The following is a 26919-nucleotide window of genomic DNA, read 5'->3' as shown; positions in this document are numbered from 1 at the left end:
ATATAAACCTTTGCTACTTTTAGTTACGTAATACATATATGCTTCATGATAAGCTATATTTGCATATGCGCATGTATATAATTTGGATTGGGTGAAATATTATTATATTTGCCGCCACATAAAGATGTACTTACAATGGATAAATATACTTACATCGCCAATGCACACGGCGATTATATAGATGAACTATACAAAACTTACCAGCAAGACCCGGAGGCAGTAGACCCCAGCTGGAGCAAGTTTTTTGAAGGCTTTGAATTTGCAACTGCCTATGACGGAAATGGCCATGCAACAGCCGAAGGTGCTGCAGCCGTTTCTGCGCCCGAAATTGTACCGCAAAAGGGATCAAAGAAAGAAGTTGCTGTCCGGAATCTGATTCATGCTTACCGCACGCGTGGCCACCTGCGCGCCAAAACTAACCCGGTGCGCGCCCGCAAAGATCGGCGGGCAAGGCTGGATCTGGCTGATTTTGGTTTATCTGAGGCTGATCTGGATACGGTTTTCCAGGTTGGCGATGTGATTGGTATTGGTCCTGCCACGTTGCGCGATATTGTAGCTTCGCTGCAGAAAATATACGAAGGCTCTATCGGCTTCGAATACATGTATATCCGTGATCCGGAAGTGCTGGAGTGGTTTAAGCAAAAGGTAGAGAACGAGTCACTTAACTTCAACCCGTCCATCGACTTCAAAAAGCGTATTTTATACAAGCTAAACGAGGCGGTGGTGTTCGAGAACTTTTTGCATACAAAGTTCCTCGGTCAGAAGCGCTTCTCCCTTGAAGGCGGTGAAACAACTATACCCGCGCTAGACGCAATTATCGACAAAGGCTCTGAATTGGGTGTAGAAGAAGTCGTAATAGGTATGGCACACCGTGGCCGCCTGAATGTGCTGGCGAACATTATGGGCAAAACTTATGAGCAGATATTCTCAGAGTTTGAAGGCACCGCTGTGCCTGATTTAACAATGGGCGATGGAGACGTGAAGTACCACATGGGCTTTTCCTCGGAAGTTGTAACACCTTCAGGACATAAGGTAAATCTCAAGCTGGCGCCAAACCCATCGCACCTGGAGGCCGTGAACCCGGTGGTAGAAGGCTTCGTACGTGCCAAAATTGACACCTTGTACGACAAAGACCCGGATAAAATCCTGCCTATACTTATACATGGCGATGCAGCTTTAGCAGGCCAGGGTATTGTGTATGAGGTAACGCAAATGGCCAATCTAGCAGGCTATAATACCGGTGGCACCATACATTTTGTAATCAATAACCAGGTAGGTTTTACCACTGATTTTGAAGATGCCCGATCTTCTATTTATAGTACTGATGTGGCCAAGATAATTGATGCGCCGGTACTGCACGTAAATGGCGATGATCCGGAGTCTGTTGTGTTTGCTATGCGTTTTGCAATGGAATACCGCCAGAAGGTAAACAACGATATCTTTATCGACATGGTGTGTTACCGCCGCCATGGCCACAACGAGGCCGATGAGCCGAAGTTTACGCAGCCGCAGCTTTATAACCTGATATCAAAGCACCCGAATCCACGCGAAGTATACAACAAGGAACTCATCAGCCACGGCGAAATAGACGCTGAACTGGCCAACAACATGGACAAAGAGTTCCGCCAGTTGCTGCAGGATCGGCTCGATCTGGTAAAGCAGAAGCCATTGCCGTACAACTATCAGCAGATGGAAAAGGACTGGCAGGAATTGCGCCGCTCCAATCCGGAAGACTTCAGCCAGTCTCCAGAAACAGGCATATCTCCTGCCGTGGTGGAGCAAGTAGGGAAGGCGCTGACCACGCTGCCACCCGGCTTTAAGCCTTTAAAGCAAATCGAGAAGCTGATCAAAGATCGTAAAGAAATGTTCTTTGAAACCGGACAACTGAACTGGGCTGCCGGAGAACTGCTTGCTTATGGCTCTATCCTTCTGGACGGACACATTGTGCGTTTCTCGGGCCAGGATGTGCAACGCGGTACCTTTTCGCACCGCCACGCAGTGCTGCACGATGCCGTAACCAGCGTGCCGTACAACAGCCTGAACCACATGACGGACAACCAGGCATCTTTCGAGATCTATAACTCGCTGCTGTCGGAGTATGGCGTACTTGGATTTGAGTTTGGCTATGCCATGGCCAATCCCAATGCGCTCGTTATCTGGGAGGCACAGTTCGGCGACTTTGCCAACGGCGCCCAGGTGATGATAGACCAGTTTGTAACTGCTACCGAATCGAAGTGGCAACGTATGAATGGCTTGGTGATGCTGCTGCCGCACGGCTACGAAGGTCAGGGACCGGAGCACTCCAACGCCCGTCCCGAACGTTTCCTGCAGCTTTCCGCGGAAAACAATATTTTTGTAACCAACATCACCACACCGGCCAACTTCTTTCATATGCTGCGCCGCCAGCTGGCTTTGCCATTCCGCAAACCAGCTATAAACATGGCACCTAAGTCGCTGCTGCGCCATCCAAAAGTGGTGTCGCCAATAGAAGATTTCACGTCAGGCAGATTTAAGGAAGTAATTGGCGATGATTATGCAGAGGCAAGCCTGGTGAAGAAAGTGCTGTTATGCTCCGGCAAAGTATACTTCGATCTGTTGGAAGAACAGCAGAGAACCAGCCGCCAGGATGTAGCTATTATCCGTATGGAGCAATTGGCACCATTCCCGGCAGTGCAGTTGGATGCTGAACTGGGCAAGTATAAAGAGGCGAAACTGTACTGGGTGCAGGAAGAACCGGAGAACATGGGTGCCTGGAGCCACATCCTGCGCCTGATGCGCCGCCGTATAGAAGATGTAATTTCGCGTAAAGCCAGTGCCTCACCCGCTACCGGCTATATGAAAATACACGTAAAAGAGCAGCAGGATATTGTAGACCGGGCATTTTCTATTTAATTAGAAAGTATAATGGAGGGCGACTATGGATAGTATACCTGTCATGGGCTCTCTTCTTTGTAATTCGTAGTTCAAAATCCGTAATTCGTAATTCATAATTGAGCAAGATATGAGCTTAGAAGTTAAAGTGCCTGCTGTAGGTGAGTCGATCACCGAAGTAACCATAGCCAACTGGCTAAAGAAAGATGGCGATCGCGTGGAGCGGGATGAGGTAATTGCAGAACTGGAATCTGATAAAGCCACTTTCGAACTGCCGGCCGAAGCCGCAGGCATTTTACACATTGTAGCGCAGCAGGGCGATACGATAGAAGTAGGTGCTGTAATCTGTGAAATTGATCAGGAAGGCGCTGCTCCTTCTCCTGTCACGCCAGCGGCTCAGGAAACAGCTCCGACCGGTGGTGCACAAGCCAGCAACGCCGGTGAGGCCGTTGAAATGAAAGTACCCACAGTAGGCGAGTCTATCACCGAGGTAACCATAGCCAACTGGCTGAAAAAAGATGGCGATCATGTGGAGCGGGACGAAGTGATTGCAGAACTGGAATCTGACAAAGCGACCTTCGAATTGCCTGCCGAAGCAGCCGGTACCCTGGAAATAGTGGCCCAACAAGGCGATACCATTGAAATAGGCGCTACCATCTGCCGTATTATGCCTGGCGCTGGTACTGTGCAGGCAAACGCCCAGGCTGCTGCCAAACAGGAGGCAGCCACGCAACAGGCAGCCGCTGCGCAGCCAGCTGCCGCACCATCAGGCGCACAAACGTATGCCAGCGGCACGCCATCACCGGCTGCGGGTAAAATACTGGCTGAAAAAGGTGTTAACCCAGCCGATGTGCAAGGCTCCGGACGCGACGGCCGCATCACGAAAGAAGATGCTCAAAATGCACAGGGCCGGCCCGCGCAGCCCGAAGCGAGGCCAGCGGCAGCAAATGCTCCTGCACAATTGGCAGCAACCGGCAATCAGCAAACCGCTTCCACCGGAGACCGCCAGCAGCGCCGCGAAAAAATGAGCTCGCTGCGCAGAACTGTTGCCCGTCGCCTGGTGCAGGTGAAGAACGATACGGCCATGCTCACTACCTTTAATGAGGTAGACATGAAGCCGATTATGGACATTCGCGCCAAGTATAAAGACAAGTTCAAGGAGAAGCACGAAGTAGGGTTGGGCTTTATGTCGTTTTTTACCAAAGCCTGTACCGTAGCGCTGCAGGAGTGGCCTGCCGTAAACGCGCAGATCGATGGCAACGACATGATCTTTAACAATTTCTGTGATATCTCTATCGCGGTTTCCTCTCCGAAAGGCCTGGTAGTACCCGTTATCCGCAATGCAGAAGAACTGACACTGGATGGTATTGAGAAAGAAGTAGTGCGCCTCGCTAAAAAGGCACGCGACGGTAAATTGTCTATCGAGGAAATGACAGGTGGCACCTTTACTATCACCAATGGTGGCGTGTTTGGGTCGATGATGTCAACGCCGATTATCAACGCGCCGCAGTCGGCCATACTTGGCATGCACAACATTGTGCAGCGCCCGGTAGCTGTAAACGGACAAGTAGAGATCCGCCCGATGATGTACCTAGCCCTTTCTTATGATCACCGCATTATCGACGGACGCGAATCGGTAAGCTTCCTGGTGCGCGTAAAAGAGCTGCTGGAAGACCCGATGCGCTTGCTTTTGGGAGTATAAATTCTTGAAATGAGTGGAGGAGGAGAGGCTGTAAAAGTTGCTCCTCCTTTGCTTTATAGTACTGTCAGTAGTATGTCCGCGCTTCTAAGTGAGGAGTTTGGTGCTGCGAAAATCTCCTCCTGAAAAGGATAGATAGTACAAGTATGGATAAGTTAAAACAGAGAGCTTGCTCTCCACAAAACATAGAAAGATGAAATACGATGTAACCGTAATTGGGTCTGGTCCTGGTGGCTACGTGGCGGCTATCCGTTGCGCGCAGTTGGGCCTGAAAACCGCTATCATAGAAAAGTATAACGTGCTGGGCGGCACTTGCCTGAACGTAGGCTGTATTCCGTCCAAAGCTTTGCTCGATTCATCAGAGCACTTCCATAATGCAGCGCATGCTTTTCAGACGCATGGTATTGAGCTAAGCAACCTGCAGGTGAACATGCAGCAGATGATCAAGCGGAAAGGCGAAGTAGTGAAGTCGAACAACGACGGCATTGCTTACCTGATGAAAAAGAATAAAATTGATACTTACTATGGCCTGGGCTCGTTTGTAAGCAAAAATAAAATAAAAGTAACTGGCACAGACGGAAACGTGCAGGAGATCGAAACCGATAAAACCATCATCGCTACCGGTTCCAAACCTGCCTCGCTGCCTTTTTTGCCTGTCGATAAAAAACGCATCATTACCTCTACCGAAGCCTTGGAACTTACAGAGGTGCCAAAGCATCTGATCGTAATTGGCGGTGGTGTGATTGGCCTGGAATTAGGCTCGGTGTATGCACGCCTTGGCGCCAAAGTTACGGTGGTGGAGTACCTGGATACCATCATCCCGACCATGGACCGTGCGTTGAGCAAAGAATTGCAGCGCGTGCTCAAGAAAACGCTGGGCTTCGAATTCTTCTTCAACCACAAAGTAACGGGCGCTACCAACAATGGCGAAACCGTGACAGTAACCGCCGAGAATCCGAAAGGTGAAACCCTTACTTTTGAAGGCGATTATGTGTTGGTATCCATTGGCCGTAAACCTTACACCGAGGGGCTTGGTCTAGAAAACGCAGGCGTACAGATGGGCGAACGCGGTATGATTGCCGTAAACGACCACATGGAAACCAACGTGCCGGGCATTTACGCTATCGGCGACGTGGTGCGCGGCGCCATGCTGGCCCACAAAGCAGAGGAAGAAGGTGTGCTGGTGGCTGAGGAAATTGTTGGACAGAAGCCGCACATCAACTATAACCTGATACCGGGTGTGGTGTATACCTGGCCGGAAGTGGCTGGCGTAGGCTTTACCGAAGAGCAACTGAAGGAGCAGGGCCGCGCCTATAAATCAGGTTCATTTCCATTTAAAGCTTCCGGGCGCGCCAAAGCCTCCGGCGACACAGATGGCTTTGTAAAAGTGCTGGCCGACAAGGAGACAGACGAAATCCTGGGTGTGCACATGATTGGCCCCCGCATCGCTGATTTAGTTGCCGAGGCCGTCGTAGCGATGGAGTTTCGTGCCTCCGCAGAGGACGTCGCCCGCATGAGCCACGCGCACCCGACTTACGCCGAAGCCATAAAAGAAGCCTGTTTAGCCGCAACAGAGAACCGTGCGATTCATATCTAACAGGTTTATACTTTGATTTTATACTTGCAGCGCCACCTCACAAGAGGTGGCGCTGTTGGTTTATAAGGTATTGTTTGTAGCCCTGCAACGCTGTTTATACTTGTCAGGATAAAACTAACTTACGACTGGAGGTATAGTAGGCCAGTGACTTCGGTTTACTCTGCCTGGTGTGGGTAAGTATTATGCCGAAAATGGGCAGAAGAATTTTGTAGTGTCTCCGGCTGCGGAGGTTCTGGTACTGTCACAGCTTCGGAAATAAGGAGCATCTTATTGTAAGTGCCTGACTTGTAATAAATCCAGAAATAATCGGCCGCTCACGCAACCTTTACTATATTGACTTCATCTTTTAGGTAAACAACTACACATACAAATACTAAGCATAAAATCATGATGAAAAAGCTACCACTACTCCTGCTTGTACTGCTACTGCCGCTGCTTTCTATGGCGCAGAGCAGGGTAAACGCTTCTGAGATTCTGGACAAAATAAACCGTGGGGAAGCCGTAAGCTACCGGAATGCAACCATAGTAGGCGACCTGAACCTGACGAAACTGAAGAATATGAAGTTGAAAAGCGGTAAGGGCGAAAACGACTCAAAAGAGTACATCAGTACGGTTAATGCGCCGCTCACCTTTATCAACTGCACGTTTGAGGGGAATGTGCTGGCCTACTTTAACCCGGATAACGGGAGCGGTATGTTTAATGCATCCAATGAAGTATACAATACCAACTTTGATAAACCGGTCCGCTTCGAGAACTGTACTTTTGAGGAGGAGAGCGCTTTTAAATATTCTGCATTCAGGGGCGGTGCCTCATTTGCCGGTAGCCGTTTCTCGGAAGAAGCGCTTTTTAAGTATAGCGACTTCGCCAAAATAGTAGACTTCAGCAACGTGCGGTTCAGCGATGATGCCAACTTTAAGTATGTGGATTTTCCGGTAACAGCCGATTTCAGCGGGGCCGTGTTCGATGGGGAGGCGAACTTTAAGTATGCCAAATTCCCGGAAGGTGTAAACTTCGGGAAAGCTGTTTTTGAAGGCCTGGCTAATTTTAAATATGCCAAGATTGCAGACACCTTCAACATCAGAGGAGCCGCCTTTAGAGGGGATGATGACTTTAAATATACCAGGCTGAACAACCAGTCCTTTACGTTATCTAACCTGCTGGAAAAGAATAAGTAACCCCAAGTATAAACCAGGCAGGCAGTGCCACTTACTAAGTGGCACTGCCTGCCTGGTTTATACTTGGCCGATAAAAGCAAAAGTAGGAGTTGTAAATTATTCCTTGTATATTTCATTACAGAAAAATTATACTATGATGGCAAACGTACTTTTATTTATCGGCAGTTTAGGAGCCTTCGAGCTTTTTATACTTATAATTCCTGCGCTGCTATGGCTATATGCGCTTGTCGAGATCCTAACCAAGTCTTTTAAAAATGGTACAGACAAAATAGTATGGCTGCTGGTAGTGTTACTCTTGCCGGTACTAGGCTTTATCCTTTACTATGCCATCGGGCGAAGCAGGCTGGTTAGGTCGTAAGCCTGGCACAGCCTATATGCATTTAGCGAGGCAGCAGCTTTAGCAGTTCCGCAAGGCTTCCTTCCTCATCAAACTTCTTAACTAGCGGCAGCGACAGCCACGTTGCGCGTACTGCGTTTACCAGCTTCAGGTCTACTTCTTCGTGCTGTATTGCAGCGAAAATCAAAGCGGCCATAGCGGTTTTGAGCACGTTTGCCTTTACCCGTATAGTATGTACCGCATAGCGGGCCGGATGCAGGTGCACATGCCGCCCTGCCACTACACCCCAGCGCAATACCCAATCCGTACCATCAGAAAGTGTAATAATACGATAAGCATTTCCTTCGGCAGCTAAATAGCGGCGATATCTCTCCGGCGCCAGCAAATCACGTTGCTGCAGGCAGGCAATAGCTTCTTCAGCTATTTGCTGCGCCGAAAGTTTGCCGGTGTATACATCCAGCTGCGAAGCATTGCCTATCGCTAAAATGTCGGTCTTAAGGGTTGTGGCTGGGGCAGAAATACCTTCATGTATAAAGCGTTGTATGTAGCCCAGGTGGTGTTTGAGCGGGTGGAAAAGGACAGGCTTGGGCAGGTTTGATAGTGGCATAGTAAAGAGGCTGTACTTATACTTCCGGCTTCAGGTTAGAGCGCCTGTTGTGCTTGCATGTACCTTATAAACAATATTTTAAGTTTCTACAAGCATCTGGCGTAAGTTGGTATAACCATCCGGGCAGCTCACGGAATAGTGGGTCAGGATAATTAACATTTCTTTAAAGTATAAGTAAATTAAATTTATACTTAAACTTAAAAAAACTGCTATGGGATTCCGGAAATTTAACTATCTCAATGCCCTGCGTTTAGGCCTGCTGCTGTTTACAACTTTTATGTGGGGGTGTAAAGATGCCGATGATGAAGTCAGTCTTAACCTGGTAGGCTTTAATGACGTGCGGCTGCTCGGCGAAAATGAAGTGCCGGCAAGGGAAACCAACGGTGCCGGTGTTTTTAACGGCGTCTACAACAAGGATACAAATGTGATGACCTTTAACGTAACCTGGGCACTGGGCAACTGGGACGACAATACCGTGGGAATGCATTTTCATGGCCCGGCCACCCCTGATACCAGTGCGCCCGTCGTCATTCCTGTAACTGGCGCTTCCGAGAACAGCGCAGGCACCTATTCCGGCTCAACCCGTGCGCTGACCGACGAAGAGGAAGAACAACTGCTAAACGGCGAGTGGTATTTTAATATACACAGCACCACCTATCCGGCAGGCGAGCTGAGAGGCAATCTTATGCGAGATTAAAAATTTACATAAGCTGCATCAGGAAAGCGCCTGCCATACCTAGCAGGCGCTTTTTGTGTGTTGAAAGTAATTTCGTTTTGCTAAATTTGTGGCCGTACCAGCAAAAGATACACGCCATGCCACTGGAGTACTCCATGCCGTCAACCATTCAGATTGTTGACTTCAATCCTTTTTACGCCAAGGCCTTCTACGACCTGAACCACGAGTGGATTTCAAAATATTTTGTGATGGAAGAAGCCGACGAAAAATCACTTCGTGACCCGCAAGGCTATATCATCAACAAAGGCGGCCTTATTCTGATGGGCTTGTTCCATGGAGAAACCGTTGGCACCTGTGCGCTGATAAAAGATGGAGAAGGCGTATTTGAACTGGCCAAAATGGCCGTAACACCCAAAGCGCAGGGGCTGCATATAGGCCGGCTGCTGGCAGAGCGCGCAATTGAAAGGGCCCGCAAAGCAGGGGCACATAAAATATACCTGGTATCTAACCGCAGCCTCACCAAAGCACTGAGCCTGTATACCAAGCTAGGTTTTGTAGAAGTACCCATGCCTCCCAGCATCTATGCGCGCGCAGACATCAAAATGGAGCTTGATCTGACCTAGACTTCAAACAATTACAATAACAAAAAGGACGGCAGAAGATAATTTCTTCTGCCGTCCTTTTTGTTATTGCTGTGGCTGCCTTATACCAGGCTGCTTTGTGGTTGTGGCGCCATGCGTGCTACGCCTTCCGTCATCCAGCAGCCTTTGTATTTCCCTTTTGTTTGCCTGGCAAGTATAAACAGGAAAGGCGCCTGCTGCCCGTCCCTGTCAGTAATTACAACCAGTTGGTAAGCCATGTTGCCGGTGATGACCAGTTGTCCGGTTCTGTACTTCCTGAAGTTAAGTATAGAACTATAGGCTGGGTCGCGTACCAGCATCCGGAAGTGGTTGATGGGGCCCAGGTGCATTCTGTTTACCGGCGATGAAAAATTAAAGACCGTTATTACGCCACTGTCGTGATGATCATTCTGCTGTAGGGCCAGGAGCTGTATGCGGATAACCTCGCGCGGTGAAAGGCCTTTATCCGGCCGCACATGTGTCCATTTAGCCGTGTAGCCTGCGTCTGTTGTTATGTAAGAGGCCTCTTCCTGCCTGTCGGGGGTGGGCACCGGGGGGAATTTTGCCCAGAACCATACCAGCAGCAACAGCCCGGTGGCGAGCATCAACTTATCAAACACATTATCTAACCGCTTCATATAGAATATGTACTTTAGATAGAAGCACAATGTTGTGTTTTTGCCCTGTTTAAGAGTATACAGCTATTATAGCAAAGGCAATAAAATTAAGCGGGAAACAAATACGCGAATTGCCGTATAGCTGAGCATTGCACTTATAATGAAAAACATCCTTACACATTACGTACAGCAGGCACTGGCCTGGTTGCTGCGCCAGCCGCCGGTGCGGCGGTTCCGGCGGCGCTACCCGCGTGTGTCGGGGTTTATTGCCGGCCGGTTTAACCCAAAAGTCTTTACCGGCCTGCCACTTACCCTCATCCTGATTGTTTTTGGTATTAACCTGGCGCTGCTGTCCGAGCTGGCCGAAAGTGTGATAGAATCCGAGAGCATTGTAACGCTGGACAAAAGCTTTACAGCCCTGCTCTTCAGCATACGTACCGAGTGGCTGAGCCAGGTAATGTATGGCGCCACGCAACTGGGCGAGCAGTGGGCAGTTTTTGTAGCAGGCGGCATCATGTCCCTTATCTTTCTTTTCCGAAAAAAATATGTGGCGCTGCTGGCTTTCTGGCTGGCGCTGGCCGGGGTCGGGATTTCTACCAGGTATGGCAAAACATTCGTCAGCCGCGAGCGCCCTGCTAATGTGGCCTATTATGAGGTGGAGCACTTCTCGTTTCCGAGCGGGCATGCTACTACTGCCCTTGCCCAGTACGGACTGATTGCCTACTTTCTGTATCGGCATTATCGTAAGCGCAGGCAGCGGCAGCTTATACTTGGAGCCGCCATTATACTTATTCTGATAGTTGGCTTTAGCCGGATTTACCTGGGCGTACACTATCTTTCGGATGTGCTGGCAGGCTTTCTGCTGGGCATCTTATGGCTCCTGGTGGGCATCAGCCTGATGGAGGTAATGGTGCATCGTCGCAAAAGGCAGCTTAGCAAGGCAGCACCAATATCAAAAGCGCCTGATCCCTGAAAACATATACAGCAACAAAGCAGCATATCAGCTTTTGCCTGCTTATAAGTATACTGCGATAAGATTGTGCTGTAGGACAAATAACAAATTAAATGCAACCATCCACGTTGTTTTGCGATAAAATAAGTATGGCTACCCGTCAGCGGAACGGTAACAAACTGTAGCAAGACAGTAGCATTTACTTAAACTAAAACAGAATATACTATGGAAAACAGCGCAAATAAGACATCGCAAGCGAAAACAAATATAGCTCCTCAGGGCAGCATGCACAACATTAGCAGCAACCAGAACGATCATAACACATCGGACAAAAGTGGCTTGAGTGACATGACCAACAAATTAACCGATAAACTACAGCAGTTTGGCAGCTCTACTGCCGAAAAGGTGGGCAATTTAAGCACAACACAGAAGGTAGTAGGCGGTTCATTGCTGGCGTTGGGTGCAGGCTGGATAGCAATGAACTCAATGAACAAGCAAGATAAAATGAGAAAGAACGTAAGAAAAAGGAATTAAAAACTCATCTTGAAACCGTAAAGAAGCCGGAGTGTATCATGCATTCCGGCTTTTTTATGGCTATAATGTTTAGCTGCTGCAGAGGCAATGCCAGAGAAGATAAGAGGCTGTAACGGATAACTGCAACCTTATGCGTGGCATTGGGCTATAAAGAGAAGACCAAAGGAGAGTATAATTAAACAAGTATAAACTAAATCTGATGTTATGGGGATAATGAAAGCTTTAGCCGGAGGCTTAGCCGGCGCCTGTGTTCTTACGCTTGTACACGAAACAGCAAGGAGGCTGGTAGCCGATGCGCCCCGCATGGATGTGCTGGGAATGCGCGCTATTTCTAAAACCATGGAAAAGGCTGGCGCCGAGCCACCTCAGGATCAGGAGGAACTGCATAGCTGGGCTCTGGCAGGCGATATTGTTTCTAACGCTGTTTATTACAGCTTTGCCGGTGTAGGTAAAGACGCTTTGTGGAGAGGTGCAATATTGGGGGCAGCGGCCGGTGCCGGCGCTATTTACCTGCCGGGCCCGCTCGGGCTGGGCGAAGCTCCCAGCAACCGCACTCCTAAAACGCAGGCCATGACGGTTGGCTTATACCTGCTCGGCGGCCTCGTTGCCGGAGCGGCAGGTTACCTGATGGGAAATAAGAAAGATGATTAGAACATCAGTTATTTAAACAAAAGCGGCAGATGCGTGAGCACCTGCCGCTTTTGTTTAAATAAGATAAAGCTATTAGTTTCCTCCGGTTGTTCCGCCACCGGTTGTTGACTCTGTGGTTGTACCACTTGTGGTGCCGGCAGTGGTTCCCATGGTAGTACCTGCTGTTGTACCCATGGTATCTTCTTCCATAGTGTCGTTCATGTCACCGCTATTCGTGGCGCCCGAATTGCCCATAGTGCCGGTATCGTTTGTTCCGGTGCCTTCCGTTTCCACACCTGTAGTGTTATTGGAGGAACAGCTGGTGAAAGCGGGTGACATTAGCAGTGCGCCAGCTATCAGGTATACATGTGCTTTTTTCATAAGAATCAATTTTAAAGTTTGTTTTAAAGGTTTAGTAAAAGGAAAAGTTGAGTAAGGAAATAAAGGTATTGAGGTATTCTGTTTTAAGTATAAGTTGCCGTTAAGGCATCTCGCTGAATAACAGATAACAATCAAAGTATAAGCTTACGGCTAGACATAGTACTTTCATATGCTGCCCGCTTTAAGCTAATCAACTGCTACAACTGCTCCGGCAGGTTGGCACAGCTACAAAGCACTTCCCGCGTGGGGGTGGCTACCTGGTAGTCGGGCAGCGACGGCTCCTTCATATAAATGACATTTAACTGTTTGATAGGCTGCTGCGGATGCGCCTCGTTCCAGCGGCGCACCAGGTAATTGCAATAGTATGGCCGCATGTAAGCATTCCGGACAAACAGGTAGTTTTCAGAATACTTGCGCCAACGATCGTTCTTAAATAAGGATACTACTGAAGCCGGTTTGGCATAGTTTGCTGCTTCGCCCTCATGGTTCAGGTCAATAGCTTTGCCGCTGGCAGTGTGTCCTTCCAGCACGTACCAGCCATCATCCTTAAACACAACCGGCGCGAACATGCCCCAGTGCTGATCAAGGCGCAGCAGGTAGCCAAACCAGCGGCTGCTGTCGGGCAGTTTGGGTATGTTGAGGTTGGTGCCGCTCAGGTTCCACCAGATGCAGTAAAGCAGCACCACACTTACAAAACCGTTCTGAAACTGCGGCAGCAGATGCCGTGGCACCGTTGAACTTACGCGCACCTGTATGCTGATCAGAGGAGGCCTGCGTATTTGCTGAAAAATGCGCTTGAAATGACCCGTGTATGGCCGCCTGAATGAAGCAAGTAGCCGCCGGTCCAGCCAATCCATAACAGAGCGCGGCAGCAAACCTGCCACAGATGCAATATTGATCAGGTAAAAAAGCCCTACAAATAAAGTCAGGCTGATGCCAATGTGAAAACCAACCAGCACCACTACGGTCACCATCCGGAAGAAGCTGTTGTAAAAAGGTATCAGCAGCAAAAAAGGCAGCAGCAACTCTACATAATAGGTGGTAATTGTAAGTGCATGCAGTAAATCAGGATACGGATAGATCAGCCGCCCGCCCGGCATTAGGATCTGGTCCAAGCTGAGGGCATAGTACAAGGCTGTGCCTTCGGTGCGCCACTCCGGCGAATTCTTGAGCAAAGCGGTACAAAAGTATACCAGGCAGACCTGCAGGATATAAGCAACTGTGGCAGCACTAAAATAGCTGGTGTCTGCCAGCGGAGGATGTTTACGCTGTGTTGCATCGTAAGAATAATACCTGCCCCATGGCAAAAAAATAGCCCAGAACAGCAGCATCCGGAGCAAATCGTCACCCCCCTGTGTGATAAGTGTATTGCGGTTCTGCAAGCTCAGCAACAGCAGCCAGCTTGCTATGGTTGCCAGGCGGGTTTTATAACCAAGTAGCAGGCATACGGCAAACCCGGCCGCTATAATAAACAGGATTACCTCAAATTGCCACATGCCACTGAGGGCGTGCAGCGAAAAGAATTGTGGCGGCCAGAGATATTGGTGCAGCACATGCAGCGGCAAAACACCCATGTTGGAGTAATGCGCTTCCAGATCGGTGGCCCTGATGGCCAAATCCGTCAGGATGATACCCGCTATCCATATGCGCATTACAGCCAGGGCACGCAGATCTACGGTAAACACCCTGCGGAAGTACAACTCCAGGTATTTCATCCTTGAATAACAGTAGGAGTGAAATGCAAAAAGGCAATACCATCACGGTGCTTGCCTTTTTGCTCTTTTCTCAGTTAACAACGCACCTGCAACTACATTGTAGTAGTGCCGGTAGTCATACCTGTCGTAGTGCCAGTAGTCGTACCTGTCGTGGTGCCGGTAGTTGTGCCTGTCGTAGTACCAGTAGTGGTTCCAGTGGTCGTGCCGGTCGTTGTTCCAGTGGTTGTACCGGTCGTTGTTCCGGTTGTAGTACCCATGGTAGTTGTACCTGTTGTAGTTCCAGTGGTAGTACCCATAGTCGTTGTACCTGTTGTTCCAGTGGTAGTTCCCGTAGTAGTACCCATCGTGGTCGTTCCGGATGTTGTTCCGCTGGTTGTGCCGGTTGTGGTACCATCGGTTGTCGTACCGCTGGTCGTTCCGGAAGTAGTGCCGGTGGTTGTACCATAGCCATCATCCGTCGTGTCGGTATTATCCATGCCGTCAGTAGCTGTATCAGTCGTAGAGCAGCTTGCCAGTAAGCCTGCTACTACAAAGGCCGAAGCGCAGAGATTTAAAAAAGTCTTTTTCATTGCTCAGTTGTTTGTTTAAAGTTTGTTTTAGATTGAGTGGTTTGACTCATGCAATCCTTTTACGAGCTTGTTTGTAAAAGGTCGCTAAAGTTTGTGCAATTATTGCGGAATGATAGCGCGCCTGGTGTATACGCTACTTTGGGCCAGATTAAAAACTTTGAGAGAGTTAAGAGAAAGGAACACAGAAGAATACAAAACTTGCGGTGTGCTGCTAAGCAGATTTTTGGTGCAGGTTTATTTCACGGAGATATTCCTGCCGGGCTTGCTCCAGGTCCAGCCTGAGCTCCTCCTGCTGCCGCCGCAGGTCCTCCACCAGCAATTGCCGCTTCGAAAACAGACGCAGCAAAGTCCAGTGGCCTTGCGTGTGCTTCAGGATGCTCCAGTAATGCAGCGCAAAAAAACCGCTCAGAGGCAGGCTCAGCAAGTACAGGAGTATGGCAGCCGTTGCTGGCTGCCATACTTGCGAGAGCAGCCATACTTCAGATGTATAAGCCAGTGGGAAAGTAAAAATGCCTGCGGTCAGCATAATAGGCGCATGCCATTCTTCCTCATGGGTAACGGCTCTGGCTATTTTAGAGGGTATAATGTATGGCACATAATTATGCAGCAGCCCGAATACGTATGCAGGAAAGCCCAGCACCAGGTATACAGTGAGTCGTAAAAATTGCCATAGCACTGACTTGCGGCCCTGCCCCACCAAAGTATCCTGCAGATGCAGGCGGTGCAGCTGCAACATATAATTCTGTAGCTTTTGCCTGATTACGGCTACCCGCTCCGGTTGTGTCCGGTAAAAGTAATTTATACTTCTCACGATGCCTTTGGTCAGCAGAAACTCTTTTTCATACGTGGTGGCCAGCGGTGGAACTTCGTCCCAGAGTTGTTCTTTATAGATAGCCTCAATGTTGCGTGCCAGTTCGTCCTCTTCCGCTGTCGGCGTGTTGATGGTAAGCTTTTCCAGGCGCTGGCGTATCTCCTCCGTCAGGGCCAGCACAGCGGCAGGCCCATCTGTTTTATATGCCTCCGCATAATCAGCCACATTTATGGGTTTGCCTACATTTACAAATACACTGCTCCGGAAGCGGGTAGGGGCGGTGTAGTTAAGCCCTACCGGCAGTATCTGTATGTCTAATCCCGTATCTGCTGTGGCACTGAGAGCAATGCGGGCAGTGCCGGTTTTTATTTTGCGCAGCCGGCGCTCGTTAAAGCTGTTGCCCTCCGGAAAGATAATAAGTGTCTTCTGCTGTGCAAGGGCCTTAAAGATGGCAGCAAAAGCTTCCTCGTTACTCACTGGCTGCTCCGGGTTGTCCTCGCGGCGGTGAATAGGGATAAGATGCATTTTGCGGAGCAGCCAGTTCTGTACACTAGAGCCGAATACGGTACTTTTTGCGATAAAATAGACAGGTTGCTTCAACTGGGCAGCGATCACCACAGGATCCATAAAGGTATTGGGGTGGTTTGAGACAATTAGCAGCGGCCCCTGTTGCGGCATCAGGTCACGGCGGCGCACCTCCAGTTGCCGGAAAAACACCCGGAGCCCGATGCGGTAAATCAGTTTAAGTATAGCATACAGCATGTGCGGCTTCTGTTTTGATAAGTGTTGCCCTTTGTATCTTCTGTGATGGCTCCTAATATAAACATTTAGTGTATGAGTGCCGTGCAGCCCGGATTAAATTTTACAAGTAGCAGCAGGCACATCAGTAGTGCAGGACAGAAAGTATAAAATCTGTGTAGTATACCGGAGGTGCGGGGCAACTGATGTTATAATCAGGAGTAATTTATACTTTAGGGGCTGCCCGCTAAGCAGCCTCTAAAGATATCAGCCAGTCGTATGCAGAGGTAAGGTCTTCAAAAATGCGCACCTCAAACGGCAGGAGTGTGGCAGGATGGTGCAGGAATCGCTGCGTTTGCTGTCTTGCTGCTTTATCAAAAGAATCTAAAACAGCAAAACGACTGAGCGGCAGGGCACAAAAAATCTTCAGAAAAACATCAAACGTCCAGGCAGCGTCTGCTTCAGCTAAGGACGGCAGTAGGCGCCTGTCCGAAATAAAATAATGAACATTTTGTTTGGTGATAATATCGGCAGTTAAAATCATGGCATCACGATACTGCCTGCTGCTGCACCTGCCATACCACTGGCTGATGAGCACGCCATGCGAAGCGTAATACTCGACATAGAGATATTCTGAATGGAAGCATACCATTCCGGTACAACATTTAGTGTGACTTATATAGAGTAAGGTTAATTATTTATTGCTGATTATCAAAATGCTTTACTTCTTTTTACATAACGTTAACCGGCCGGAAAAGGCTGTTGTCGTATTAAAATGATTTTAAGGAAGCGTCTGAAATTGCATCTTATTTTTGAGAAGCCGAAGCAGGAAGAAAAGCACAGGATAAAGGCGCTACCAAAAGAGCAGGCTTCCTGCATGGGCTGGCAGAGCAACAGCAAGTATAACGCAGGTTATTGCCGGAAAGAAGCAAAAAGCCGGAGTGCCTGGCAGCACCCCGGCGGAATTTATACTTCTGAAAGGCCTATTTGGTGCGAAGATTATTCGCGTTGCTGCCGTCGAGTTTGCGCGTATCTGCCTCGTTTTTGGCGGCTACGTTCCCGGCTCTTTCCTTGCCCTCGTATTCTTTATCCAGAATATCTACTCCCTCTTTCTTCATGCCCTTCAGTGGCTCCGGGTTTTCATCGGGGAGGCGTTTGCTTTCGTCTGCGTTGGTAACAATGCTGTTGTCTTTGGGTGTTTCCATGGCTGTATAGTTATGTGATGCTATACATTTACGGATTAGCCGCAGGTTTAGCTGCTACTTCATCTGGCTTCGAACGTATGCGGGCAGCTTGTCCTGGTCTGCAGCAGCTTCCATTTTCTCCAGCAGCTTGTTTTTGGCGCGTTTGTCAGTTGCTTTGATATGCTTGTATAGGGTTACCATACTTTGCACGCCGCGCAGGTTGGCTTCATACTCGTTCTTGTCGCCGTTGTGCTGAATCAGGTACAGGCCCTTTCCGAACACAAACTGAGGCACCATCATGTCCTTATAGGCAAATTTCTTGTCTTCAAGGATGGGTTGTAGAAAAGTGGCATCTATATTAACGGTGTACGGGGCGCCCTCTATCCATTTAAATGCATATTGTGCCTTCTGCTGCCGTTCGCTGAATGGTTCCGGAAACGGGTTTTGCTCCAGCCAGCGTATGGTTTGTGCTACCTGTGCAGTATCCCGCAGGTAGTCTTCTTTGGTTTGCCAATCGGTGCTTTGGGCAGAGGCCACGAGCGAAAAGAGAACCAGGAGTGTACTGATGTAAAGCTGCTTCATAAATTCAGGTTAAATAAAATTAGTTTACACTAATATAGATATTTTTAAGGATAAATAAAAAAGGCATTTAAAAAACATAAACAGGCTGCTGTAATTACTTATATAGCCTGTAAAACAGGTATAATGGTAAAGACCGGCGTTTTTTCCTTTGCACCCCCAACATTTTGCCTTAACTTTGGGCAATTTATACATACCACACGATGCCTAAAGACACCAGTATTAAATCCGTTCTCATTATTGGCTCCGGTCCCATCATTATCGGCCAGGCCTGCGAATTCGATTATTCCGGCTCCCAGGCCGCCCGCTCCCTCAGGGAGGAGGGAATCGAGGTAACGCTCATCAACTCCAACCCCGCCACCATCATGACGGACCCGGTTACGGCGGACAATGTGTACCTCAAACCGCTGGAGAAGAAGTATATCATCGAGATTCTGGAGAAGCACAAGATTGATGCGGTGCTGCCTACCATGGGCGGACAAACAGCGCTGAACCTGGCTATCGACTGCGAGAAAGCCGGTATCTGGAAGAAGTATGGCGTGCGGATGATCGGGGTGGATATTAAAGCCATCGAAACAACTGAAGACCGCGAAGCTTTCCGCCTGAAAATGCTGGAGCTGGGTATAAATGTCTGCAAAGGCGAAACAGCCACCTCGTTTCTGGAAGGAAAAGAGATTGCCCAGGAAATTGGTTTTCCGCTCGTTATTCGCCCGTCGTTTACGCTGGGCGGTTATGGCGGCGGCTTTGTGAATACCCCGGAGGAGTTTGATGCGGCCCTGACACGTGGCCTGCACGCCTCGCCTACGCACGAGGTGCTGGTAGAGCAAAGTATAATGGGCTGGAAAGAGTATGAACTGGAATTGCTGCGCGACAACGTGGGCAACGTAATTATCATCTGCTCTATCGAGAACTTCGACCCCATGGGCGTGCACACCGGCGACTCTATTACCGTAGCGCCAGCCATGACGCTGCCGGACACGGTATACCAGAAAATGCGCGACCTGGCCATCAAAATGATGAACGGCATCGGACAGTTTGCTGGCGGCTGCAACGTGCAGTTCTCGGTAAACCCTGCCGACGACAAAATCATTGCCATCGAGATTAACCCGCGCGTATCCCGCTCCTCGGCGCTGGCCTCCAAAGCCACCGGCTACCCGATTGCGAAAATTGCTTCCAAACTGGCCATTGGCTATAACCTGGATGAGCTGAAAAACGCCATCACCAAAACTACCTCTGCCTACTTTGAGCCGGCGCTGGATTATGTGATTGTGAAAATACCGCGCTGGAACTTCGATAAATTTCCGGGTGCCGACCGCAAGCTGGGTTTGCAGATGAAATCGGTGGGCGAGGTGATGGGCATTGGCCGCACCTTCCAGGAGGCGCTGCAGAAGGCCTGCCAAAGCCTGGAAATTAAACGCAACGGCATTGGCGCCGACGGCAAGGAAAAAACGAACTACGACGAGCTGATCTACAGCTTAAAGAACCCGAGCTGGAACCGCCTGTTCAGCATTAAAGATGCCATGCGCATCGGCATTCCGACCAGCACCATCCAGAACCTGACGAAAATCGACCCCTGGTTCCTGGCCCAGATTGAGGAGCTGGATGTGATGGAAAAAGAGATTGAGAAGTATAACCTGGCCACCATTCCGGCCGAACTGCTGCGCGAAGCCAAGGTAAAAGGCTATGCCGACCGCCAGATAGCGCATTTGCTGCGTTGCAAAGAAAGCGAGGTACACAGCGTGCGTACCGAACTGGGCATTAAGCGCGTGTATAAAATGGTGGATACCTGCGCCGCGGAGTTTGAGGCGAGCACACCGTACTATTACAGCACCTTCGATGGTGAGAATGAAAGTATCGTGTCGGACCGCAAAAAAGTAGTGGTGCTGGGCTCGGGCCCGAACCGCATCGGGCAGGGCATTGAGTTTGACTACAGCTGTGTGCATGGCGTACTGGCGGCCAAAGAGTGCGGTTACGAGACCATCATGATTAACTGCAATCCCGAAACCGTTAGCACCGACTTTGATATTGCCGACAAGCTATACTTTGAGCCGGTATTCTGGGAGCATATTTACGACATCATTCTGCACGAAAAGCCCGAAGGTGTGATTGTGCAGCTGGGCGGGCAAACAGCGCTGAAACTGGCCGAAAAACTGGAGCGCTACGGCATCAAAATTATGGGCACCAGCTACAAAGCTCTTGATTTGGCCGAAGACCGCGGTTCCTTCTCGGCCCTGCTGCGCGATCTGGATATTCCGTATCCGCCGTTTGCCGTGATTGAAACAGCCGAAGAGGCGCTGGAACTCAGCAAAGAGCTTCGGTTCCCGCTGCTGGTGCGCCCAAGCTATGTGCTGGGTGGCCAGAACATGAAAATCGTGATAAACGAGAAAGAGCTGGAAGCCCATGTAATTGATTTGCTCAAAGACCATCCCGGCAACAAAGTGCTGCTCGACCACTTCCTTGATAATGCCATCGAAGCTGAAGCTGATGCCATCTGTGACGGCGAAGACGTACACATCTGCGGCATCATGGAACATATCGAGCCGGCCGGCATCCACTCCGGCGATTCTTATGCCGTATTGCCGCCCTTTGATTTGAGCGAAAACGTGCTCAACCAGATTGAGGAATACACGAAACGCATTGCCGTGGCCCTGCAGACAGTAGGTGTTATCAACATCCAGTTTGCCATCAAAAATGAGGTAGTATACATCATTGAGGCGAACCCGCGTGCCTCGCGCACATTCCCGTTCATTGCCAAAGCTTACCGGGAGCCATACATCAACTACGCTACCAAGATTATGCTGGGCGCGAAAAAGGTGAAGGACTTTACGTTTAATCCTTACAAGCACGGCTACGCTATCAAGGTGCCGGTGTTCTCTTACAACAAATTTCCGGAAGTGAACAAGGAGCTCGGGCCGGAGATGAAATCTACCGGCGAGGCCATTTACTTCATCGATGACCTGCAGGACGATTACTTTACCCAGGTATATTCCGAGCGGAATTTATACCTGAGTAAATAAGCCTAAAGTCCTCTTCTGAAACAAGGAAGATAGCTTGGGATAAGTATAAAACAGAGCAGTCCCGCCTCTTTTTACAAAGGCGGGACTGCTCTGTTTTATAACTCTTCTGTTGTAAGTATTTCAGCCTGCGTGTCTCATTTAGCGTAGTTCCTCCGGTTGGCAACAGGCCTCTTCTATACTAAAAGGATAAAAACCTATAGGATTGGCAATCGCATTGATACTTGTGTTTTAATCGCAGCGGGGTTTACCTGCCACCGGCTAATTTTACCACTCCTACCTGCAGGTTGTCATCTACCATGCGGTTGTTGTATTGCTGTATAAAGGCTTTCACCCGGTTTTCCATGTGCCGGCGCTTTTCGGGGAGTTGGTCTTTCAGGTCGGTTTTCAGTAAGATGTCGTTCACGTAATTATACATGGCGGTGGTTTTTTCACCGTCAAACTGAATCATGTACTCGCCCTCAAACCACTGGTATGCACCCAGGTAATTGATGGCAAAATCATCAGAATGGTCAGGCGTCAGCATGTCTTTGCCGTAAGCGAAGTATGGTTTGTCGTAATGCAGGTAGCCCAGCACGGTAGGCATAATATCCAGCTGCTGCACCACACGCTTTTCTACGCCCTTAAATGACGGGTCGCCGGGAGCATAAAAGAGTATCGGGATAGCAAAAGCACCCCAGGCCGACTGGTACTCAGGGTAATATTTGGCCGTGGCCGTATGGTCGGCAGAGATCACAAACAGCGTGTTTTTATACCAGGACATGGTACTGGCTTTTTCAAAAAACTTCTGCAACGCCATATCGGTATAGCTGATGCACTCATACACCGGCAACGGCCCTTTGCGGAATTTGCCCTCATAGCGCTCCGGTACCTTGAACGGGTGGTGTGACGAGAGCGTAAAAACGGCGCTCATAAAAGGTTCCTGGAAGGTATTGATCTTGTTGGCAGTAAACTGCAGAAACGGCTCATCCCAAATACCCCAGATACCATCAAAATCGGCATCGTTGTTATATTCATCCTTGCCATAATACTCCTGCACGCCTATCAGATTCATAAACGCTTTAAACCCCATGGAGCCGTTGGGGGCGCCGTGAAAGAAGGCTGTATGATAGCCTTTTTCGTTGAGCAGGCGCGGCAGGCTGGGCAGGTGGTTGCCGGCATAAGGCGTCAGCACAAAAGGCTCCTGCAGGCTCGGAATACTGGTAAGCACCGAAGGCAGCGCATCAATAGATTTTTTACCATTGGCAAAAGAGTACCAGTATACTTTGCTCTCCTGCATCAGTTTGTCCATAAAAGGGGTAAAGCCCTGATAACCGTCCTGGCCTATGCGGCTGGAGTTGTAACCACCAACCGCCTCTTTGCTAAAGCTCTCAAGCACGATAATTACCACATTTTTAGGCTGGAAAGCAGCTGTGTCGGTAGGTTGGTGTATGGGCGAGTAAATAGAAGCCAATTCGCGCTGGTTAAAATAAGCTACTTTTTTAAAGTCGGCTTTGTTGATGGTGCGCAGCATGGAGAAAGGGGTGTTCAGAACCAGGTACATCTCGTTTGGCCGCGATACGTACTCGCCGGCGTTGCTCAGCGTAATAGGCCGTGTACTGTGCCTGAACCCGCCGCGCATCCCAGCCACACAAAGGCCCAGCACCAGCCCGAGTACCAGGGTATGCGCCGGATAGTATATCCATGGGTTTATACGTTGCGGCGCGCTTACTTTTATTTTGCCATAGAGCCATACTGTCAGCCCAACAAGCGCCACCCAGATGAGCAGGATATACCAGAAATCAGCGGCAAAGCTGGAGGCCAGCCGGGCCATATTTTCGTTGGCAAACTCGCTGAGTACGCTCCAGGTAGTGCGGCGTAGCGTGTAGCGGTAATAAATAATATCGCTCAGGTTGGCCAGCAGCGTAATACTGTTGCTGATAATAAAAATATATTTGGCTACCTTTAAGTAAGTCTTGTGGTATCGGAACGGGAACGGCAGCAGCAACAGCAGGATAAAAAGCAGGTTGGTATACAGCACCGCCGACAGGTCGAAGCGCATACCCGCCAGCAGCAACCAGGCAAAATCAGTCAGGCTGGTAGCTTCAAACAGTTCTCTGTTCAGGACAAAGAAAAGTATTCGGGCTAAGGTATAAAGCAGCATGGCAAGGCCCAGATAAAGCGCCAGTGCCACATGTACCTGCTGCCAGATTTTATTTCGGTTGGATGACATGGGTAAGTATAAATCCGGGGGCCAGGCCCCTAAATATATTATATTTTGAAAAGCCTGCAAAGGTAAGTATTCCAGCGTATTTTTCAGGCAGCATAGCCCAAAGTATATCTGACTTACAAACCAGTTTTTAGCGGGTGTTTCAGGCTTTCTGTCAGGCTGTCTTCTCGCGCAGATCAAAACAGGAAGCGCAAAAGCCCGGAAACTCATCCTGAAGTCTGGTGGTTATAAGAAAGGGAAGCAAATTTAATATGAAGTAGCGCGTGTATACTTTACCTTTGCAGCCGTGCTGTAGCCAAAATGAGCCTGTTTAGCGTTTCTGCCTAACACCCGGCTCTTCAGCCATTGTTGATGTTTTTTTACCGGCAATCTATACTTTAGTGACCTTTTATGCGGGTGATAACACTGGCAAAGCCCTTGGGAAGTGTAAGAGGTAAAATTCTGAACAGCCAAAACGTCATACAACAAAACTTTGGCAAACGAGTTGATTATAAGTATAGGTACTGTTTTTGCAGTATACCCCTTAAAGCAATAAAGCATTATCATGATAAAATTCATCATAACCACACTTCTTATTATTTTCTTTATGCGCATGGTGGCGCCTGTGTTGTTTCGTTGGCTGCTCGGGGCTTTCGTGAAGAAAAGTATGCGCAATGGCACCTTCTTTTATACCAACCAGCCGCAAAGCCCTTACCAGGAACAGCCCCGCAACCATGAACAAAGCAATGGCAGGGCTACAGGAAAGGTGAAAATTGATTATATCCCCGAGCAACCCAATCAGAAGCATTTCGAGGGCGGCGAATACGTGGATTATGAAGAAGTAAAATAAAACTGCTATCTTTCAACCTCTATTTTGAGGTTTTTGAGAGATATGACAACTTCCTTCAATTTCAGGCGCGATGTGTTGCCGCACATTGTTGCTATAGTTATTTTCCTACTTTTAACGGCCCTATACTTCGCGCCGGTGCTCTTCGAGGGCAAAGGCCTGGCGCAGCACGATATCCAGCAGTTTCAGGGCAGCGCCAAAGAAATACAGGACTACCGCGAAAAGACCGGCGAGGAAGCTCTCTGGACAAACTCCATGTTCAGCGGTATGCCGTCTTACCTCATCAACACGCATTACCCCGGCGACTGGTCAGGTACCATCCACTCAGTTTTAACGTTTGATATGCCGGCGCTGGCGGGCAATATTTTTATCACGCTGCTCTGCGCCTATATTCTGCTGGTGGCTTTGGGCATGAGCTCGTGGCTGGCTACCATCGGCGCTATAGCCTTTGCCTTTTCCTCCTACAACATCATCATTCTGGAGGCGGGGCACAATACCAAATCTCTTTCTATTGCTTATATCCCGATGGTGCTGGCAGGTTTGCTGGTAGCGTTACGGCGTAATTTGTGGCTGGGCGCAGCGCTGTTTGCGCTGGGCCTTACGCTAAACCTGCACTTCAACCACCTCCAGATGACCTATTACATGCTGTTGCTGGTGCTGGTATTTGCAGTGGTGGAAATCATTTTTGCCATAAAAAACGGAACGATAGCCGACCTGCTGAAGCGGGGCCTGGTGCTATTGGTGGCCGCAGTGCTGGCGGTAGGCGTAAACTTTGGCCGCTTGTACACCACGGCAGAGTATAGCCAGTACAGTATCCGGGGCAAATCAGAATTAAGTACTAAAAACAGCGGCGACAGAACCAGCAGCGGCCTCGACCGTGATTACGCTTTTAACTGGAGCTACGGCGTGGGCGAAACAATGACGCTGCTCATACCCGATTTTTACGGCGGCAGCAGCTCCGCTTCGCTCGATAAAGACTCCGAGACATACAACGCTTTTACCAAGATGGGCGTACCGCCGGTGCAGGCCGAGCAGATTATAAGCCAGGGTTTGCCGATGTACTGGGGGCCGCAACCCATGACGAGTGGCCCGGTATACGTGGGCGCTATCATTTGTTTCCTGTTTGTGCTGGGGCTGTCTATCGTGGATCGTCGCTGGGTAAGCTGGCTGGTAGCAGCTACTGTGCTTTCCATCGTATTGGCATGGGGCAAAAATTTCGAGGCGTTTAATTATTTCATGTTCGATTATTTTCCGGGCTATAACAAGTTCAGGGCAGTTTCGTCGGCGCTGGTGATTGCGCAGATAGCCATGCCGCTGCTGGCCATGCTGGCACTCTGGAAACTAATCAAAGAAAGGAGTCAGATTAAAGACTTCGAGAAAAAGCTGCTGCTTTCCGGAGGCATCACAGCCGGCATCTGCCTGCTGGTGTGGCTTTTTGCCGGTATGGCCAGCTTTACCTCTGCTACTGACCAGCAACTTATCCAGGCGCAGTTTCCTATAGATGCCATTCGTGCCGACCGTGAAAGCCTGATGCGCTCCGATGCGCTGCGTTCGCTGGTGTTTATTGTACTGGCTGCCGGTGTGCTATACTTCTACCTCAAAAATAAAATCTCTGCTACCGTGGCGATTGCAGGCGTAGGCGTTCTGATACTGATAGATTTGTGGGCAGTAGACAAGCGCTACCTGAACGATAACGACTTTCAGCAACAGGTGGTAGCTACGCATTTTGCACCAACCGCTGCAGACCAGGCGATTTTAAAGGACAAAGACCCCAGTTACCGGGTGCTATACTTGCCGAACCCGTTTAACGATGCCCGCTCGTCATACTTCCACAAGTCGATTGGCGGGTATCATGGCGCCAAACTGCGCCGCTACCAGGACGTGATTGACAGTGTGATGAGCAATGAATTACAGGGGCTGATTACCACTTTTCAGAATAACCCAACTGCTGAAACGGTGACATTGGCCCTGCAGAATGCGCCGGTATTAAACATGCTGAATACGCGCTACATTATTTACAACGATGCCGCCGCGCCACTCACAAACCCTGCTGCCCTGGGCAATGCCTGGTTTGTGGAGGATGTGCGCACCGTAAACAGTCCGGATGAAGCGCTGCAGGCGCTACGTAATTTCGACCCGACGAATACGGCCATTGTGGATGTGTCTGAGTTTGATGTTCCGTCCAAAAGCTATACTCCGAACGGCTCCACTATTAAGCTCACCAAGTATAACCCGAACGAACTGACCTACGAAGTGAATGCCACAGGCAACCAACTGGCAATTTTCTCAGAGATATATTATCCGGCTGGCTGGCAGGCTTACATAGATGGCAAACCGGTGGATCACATCCGTGCTAATTACGTGCTGCGCGCTTTGCCGGTGCCTGCGGGTAAACATACTATCAGGTTTGTGTTTGCGCCCCAGTCTTATGCTTTGGGTAATACGGTGTCGATGATTTCCTCGATATTGCTGTTGCTGGTCATAATAGGCGCTGTAGTATACGCGGTAAAGCAAAAGCCAGAACCGGCACCAGCTAAAGTATGATTTGATAAGAGATATAAATTAAAAGTTAAGGTA

The 26919-nt window shown here is 49.3% G+C and carries 23 protein-coding genes; 13 read left to right on the top strand and 10 right to left on the bottom strand.

The annotated features are described in order from the left end of the window. The first annotated feature begins 135 nt into the window (after positions 1–135). From I2I11_RS18570 to I2I11_RS18550, 5 genes are all read left to right on the top strand, one after another. The gene (locus tag I2I11_RS18570) at positions 136–2892 is read left to right on the top strand and encodes a 2-oxoglutarate dehydrogenase E1 component (RefSeq protein ID WP_196269244.1); all 2757 of its coding nucleotides are present in this window, start codon (positions 136–138) and stop codon (positions 2890–2892) included. Between the two features lie 109 nt (positions 2893–3001). Next, complete coding sequence (gene odhB, locus I2I11_RS18565) at positions 3002–4573, top strand: 2-oxoglutarate dehydrogenase complex dihydrolipoyllysine-residue succinyltransferase (RefSeq protein WP_196269243.1); 1572 nt, start codon at positions 3002–3004, stop codon at positions 4571–4573. A 190-nt stretch (positions 4574–4763) separates the two neighbouring features. Next, the gene (gene lpdA / locus I2I11_RS18560; RefSeq protein ID WP_196269242.1) at positions 4764–6167 is read left to right on the top strand and encodes a dihydrolipoyl dehydrogenase; all 1404 of its coding nucleotides are present in this window, start codon (positions 4764–4766) and stop codon (positions 6165–6167) included. Positions 6168–6554: 387 nt separating this feature from the next. Beyond that, positions 6555–7343, top strand: coding sequence for a pentapeptide repeat-containing protein (locus I2I11_RS18555; RefSeq protein ID WP_196269241.1), 789 nt, complete (start codon positions 6555–6557; stop codon positions 7341–7343). A 133-nt stretch (positions 7344–7476) separates the two neighbouring features. Next, entirely contained in the window at positions 7477–7701 is a 225-nt protein-coding gene (locus I2I11_RS18550; RefSeq protein WP_230680407.1) for a PLDc N-terminal domain-containing protein, read from the top strand. A gap of 22 nt (positions 7702–7723) precedes the next feature. Here I2I11_RS18550 and I2I11_RS18545 read toward each other — a convergent pair whose 3' ends face one another. Beyond that, complete coding sequence (locus I2I11_RS18545; protein ID WP_196269240.1) at positions 7724–8287, bottom strand: hypothetical protein; 564 nt, start codon at positions 8285–8287, stop codon at positions 7724–7726. 211 nt (positions 8288–8498) lie between these two features. On the opposite strand from I2I11_RS18545, the gene I2I11_RS18540 reads away from it, so the two are divergent. Beyond that, complete coding sequence (locus I2I11_RS18540; RefSeq protein ID WP_196269239.1) at positions 8499–8984, top strand: CHRD domain-containing protein; 486 nt, start codon at positions 8499–8501, stop codon at positions 8982–8984. 116 nt (positions 8985–9100) lie between these two features. Then, the gene (locus I2I11_RS18535) at positions 9101–9586 is read left to right on the top strand and encodes a GNAT family N-acetyltransferase (protein WP_230680406.1); all 486 of its coding nucleotides are present in this window, start codon (positions 9101–9103) and stop codon (positions 9584–9586) included. Positions 9587–9666: 80 nt separating this feature from the next. Here I2I11_RS18535 and I2I11_RS18530 read toward each other — a convergent pair whose 3' ends face one another. After that, positions 9667–10221, bottom strand: coding sequence for a DUF4864 domain-containing protein (locus I2I11_RS18530; protein WP_196269238.1), 555 nt, complete (start codon positions 10219–10221; stop codon positions 9667–9669). A gap of 139 nt (positions 10222–10360) precedes the next feature. Between I2I11_RS18530 and I2I11_RS18525 the strand changes: the two genes are divergently transcribed. The 3 genes from I2I11_RS18525 (at position 10361) to I2I11_RS18515 (ending at position 12337) form a co-directional block, all read left to right on the top strand. Then, a complete protein-coding gene (locus tag I2I11_RS18525; RefSeq protein WP_196269237.1) occupies positions 10361–11173 on the top strand; it encodes a phosphatase PAP2 family protein in 813 nt (270 codons plus the stop codon). 204 nt (positions 11174–11377) lie between these two features. Then, entirely contained in the window at positions 11378–11686 is a 309-nt protein-coding gene (locus I2I11_RS18520) for a hypothetical protein (RefSeq protein ID WP_196269236.1), read from the top strand. 204 nt (positions 11687–11890) lie between these two features. Beyond that, the gene (locus I2I11_RS18515; protein ID WP_196269235.1) at positions 11891–12337 is read left to right on the top strand and encodes a hypothetical protein; all 447 of its coding nucleotides are present in this window, start codon (positions 11891–11893) and stop codon (positions 12335–12337) included. Between the two features lie 72 nt (positions 12338–12409). Here the strand turns inward: I2I11_RS18515 and I2I11_RS18510 are convergent, their stop codons facing one another. The 7 genes from I2I11_RS18510 to I2I11_RS18480 all read right to left on the bottom strand — a co-directional run bounded on the left by I2I11_RS18510 (position 12410) and on the right by I2I11_RS18480 (position 18296). Then, complete coding sequence (locus tag I2I11_RS18510) at positions 12410–12697, bottom strand: hypothetical protein (RefSeq protein WP_196269234.1); 288 nt, start codon at positions 12695–12697, stop codon at positions 12410–12412. A gap of 197 nt (positions 12698–12894) precedes the next feature. Continuing rightward, positions 12895–14412, bottom strand: a complete 1518-nt coding sequence (locus I2I11_RS18505) for an HTTM domain-containing protein (RefSeq protein ID WP_196269233.1) — start codon at positions 14410–14412, stop codon at positions 12895–12897. 92 nt (positions 14413–14504) lie between these two features. Continuing rightward, on the bottom strand, positions 14505–14981 hold the full coding sequence (locus I2I11_RS18500; RefSeq protein WP_196269232.1) for a hypothetical protein: 477 nt from the start codon (positions 14979–14981) through the stop codon (positions 14505–14507). 211 nt (positions 14982–15192) lie between these two features. Then, entirely contained in the window at positions 15193–16554 is a 1362-nt protein-coding gene (locus I2I11_RS18495; protein WP_196269231.1) for a lysophospholipid acyltransferase family protein, read from the bottom strand. 223 nt (positions 16555–16777) lie between these two features. Then, on the bottom strand, positions 16778–17182 hold the full coding sequence (locus tag I2I11_RS18490; RefSeq protein ID WP_196269230.1) for a hypothetical protein: 405 nt from the start codon (positions 17180–17182) through the stop codon (positions 16778–16780). Between the two features lie 331 nt (positions 17183–17513). Next, on the bottom strand, positions 17514–17735 hold the full coding sequence (locus tag I2I11_RS18485; protein WP_196269229.1) for a hypothetical protein: 222 nt from the start codon (positions 17733–17735) through the stop codon (positions 17514–17516). Between the two features lie 54 nt (positions 17736–17789). Then, entirely contained in the window at positions 17790–18296 is a 507-nt protein-coding gene (locus I2I11_RS18480) for a hypothetical protein (protein ID WP_196269228.1), read from the bottom strand. 200 nt (positions 18297–18496) lie between these two features. Between I2I11_RS18480 and carB the strand changes: the two genes are divergently transcribed. Then, positions 18497–21310 carry a carbamoyl-phosphate synthase large subunit gene (gene carB / locus I2I11_RS18475; RefSeq protein WP_196269227.1) on the top strand — a complete coding sequence of 938 codons (2814 nt, stop codon included), beginning with the start codon at positions 18497–18499 and terminating at the stop codon, positions 21308–21310. Positions 21311–21554: 244 nt separating this feature from the next. Here the strand turns inward: carB and I2I11_RS18470 are convergent, their stop codons facing one another. Then, positions 21555–23519: an LTA synthase family protein gene (locus I2I11_RS18470; protein WP_196269226.1), complete on the bottom strand. Its 1965-nt coding sequence runs from the start codon at positions 23517–23519 to the stop codon at positions 21555–21557. A 541-nt stretch (positions 23520–24060) separates the two neighbouring features. Between I2I11_RS18470 and I2I11_RS18465 the strand changes: the two genes are divergently transcribed. Together I2I11_RS18465 and I2I11_RS18460 are read left to right on the top strand one after the other, a co-directional pair. Continuing rightward, positions 24061–24345 carry a DUF4834 family protein gene (locus I2I11_RS18465; protein ID WP_196269225.1) on the top strand — a complete coding sequence of 95 codons (285 nt, stop codon included), beginning with the start codon at positions 24061–24063 and terminating at the stop codon, positions 24343–24345. A gap of 42 nt (positions 24346–24387) precedes the next feature. Continuing rightward, the gene (locus I2I11_RS18460) at positions 24388–26886 is read left to right on the top strand and encodes a YfhO family protein (RefSeq protein WP_196269224.1); all 2499 of its coding nucleotides are present in this window, start codon (positions 24388–24390) and stop codon (positions 26884–26886) included. Positions 26887–26919: the final 33 nt, after the last annotated feature.

The sequence above is a fragment of the Pontibacter rufus genome, from assembly GCF_015694705.1.
GTDB lineage: Bacteria > Bacteroidota > Bacteroidia > Cytophagales > Hymenobacteraceae > Pontibacter > Pontibacter rufus.
This window is presented reverse-complemented; position numbering and strand designations above follow the sequence as displayed.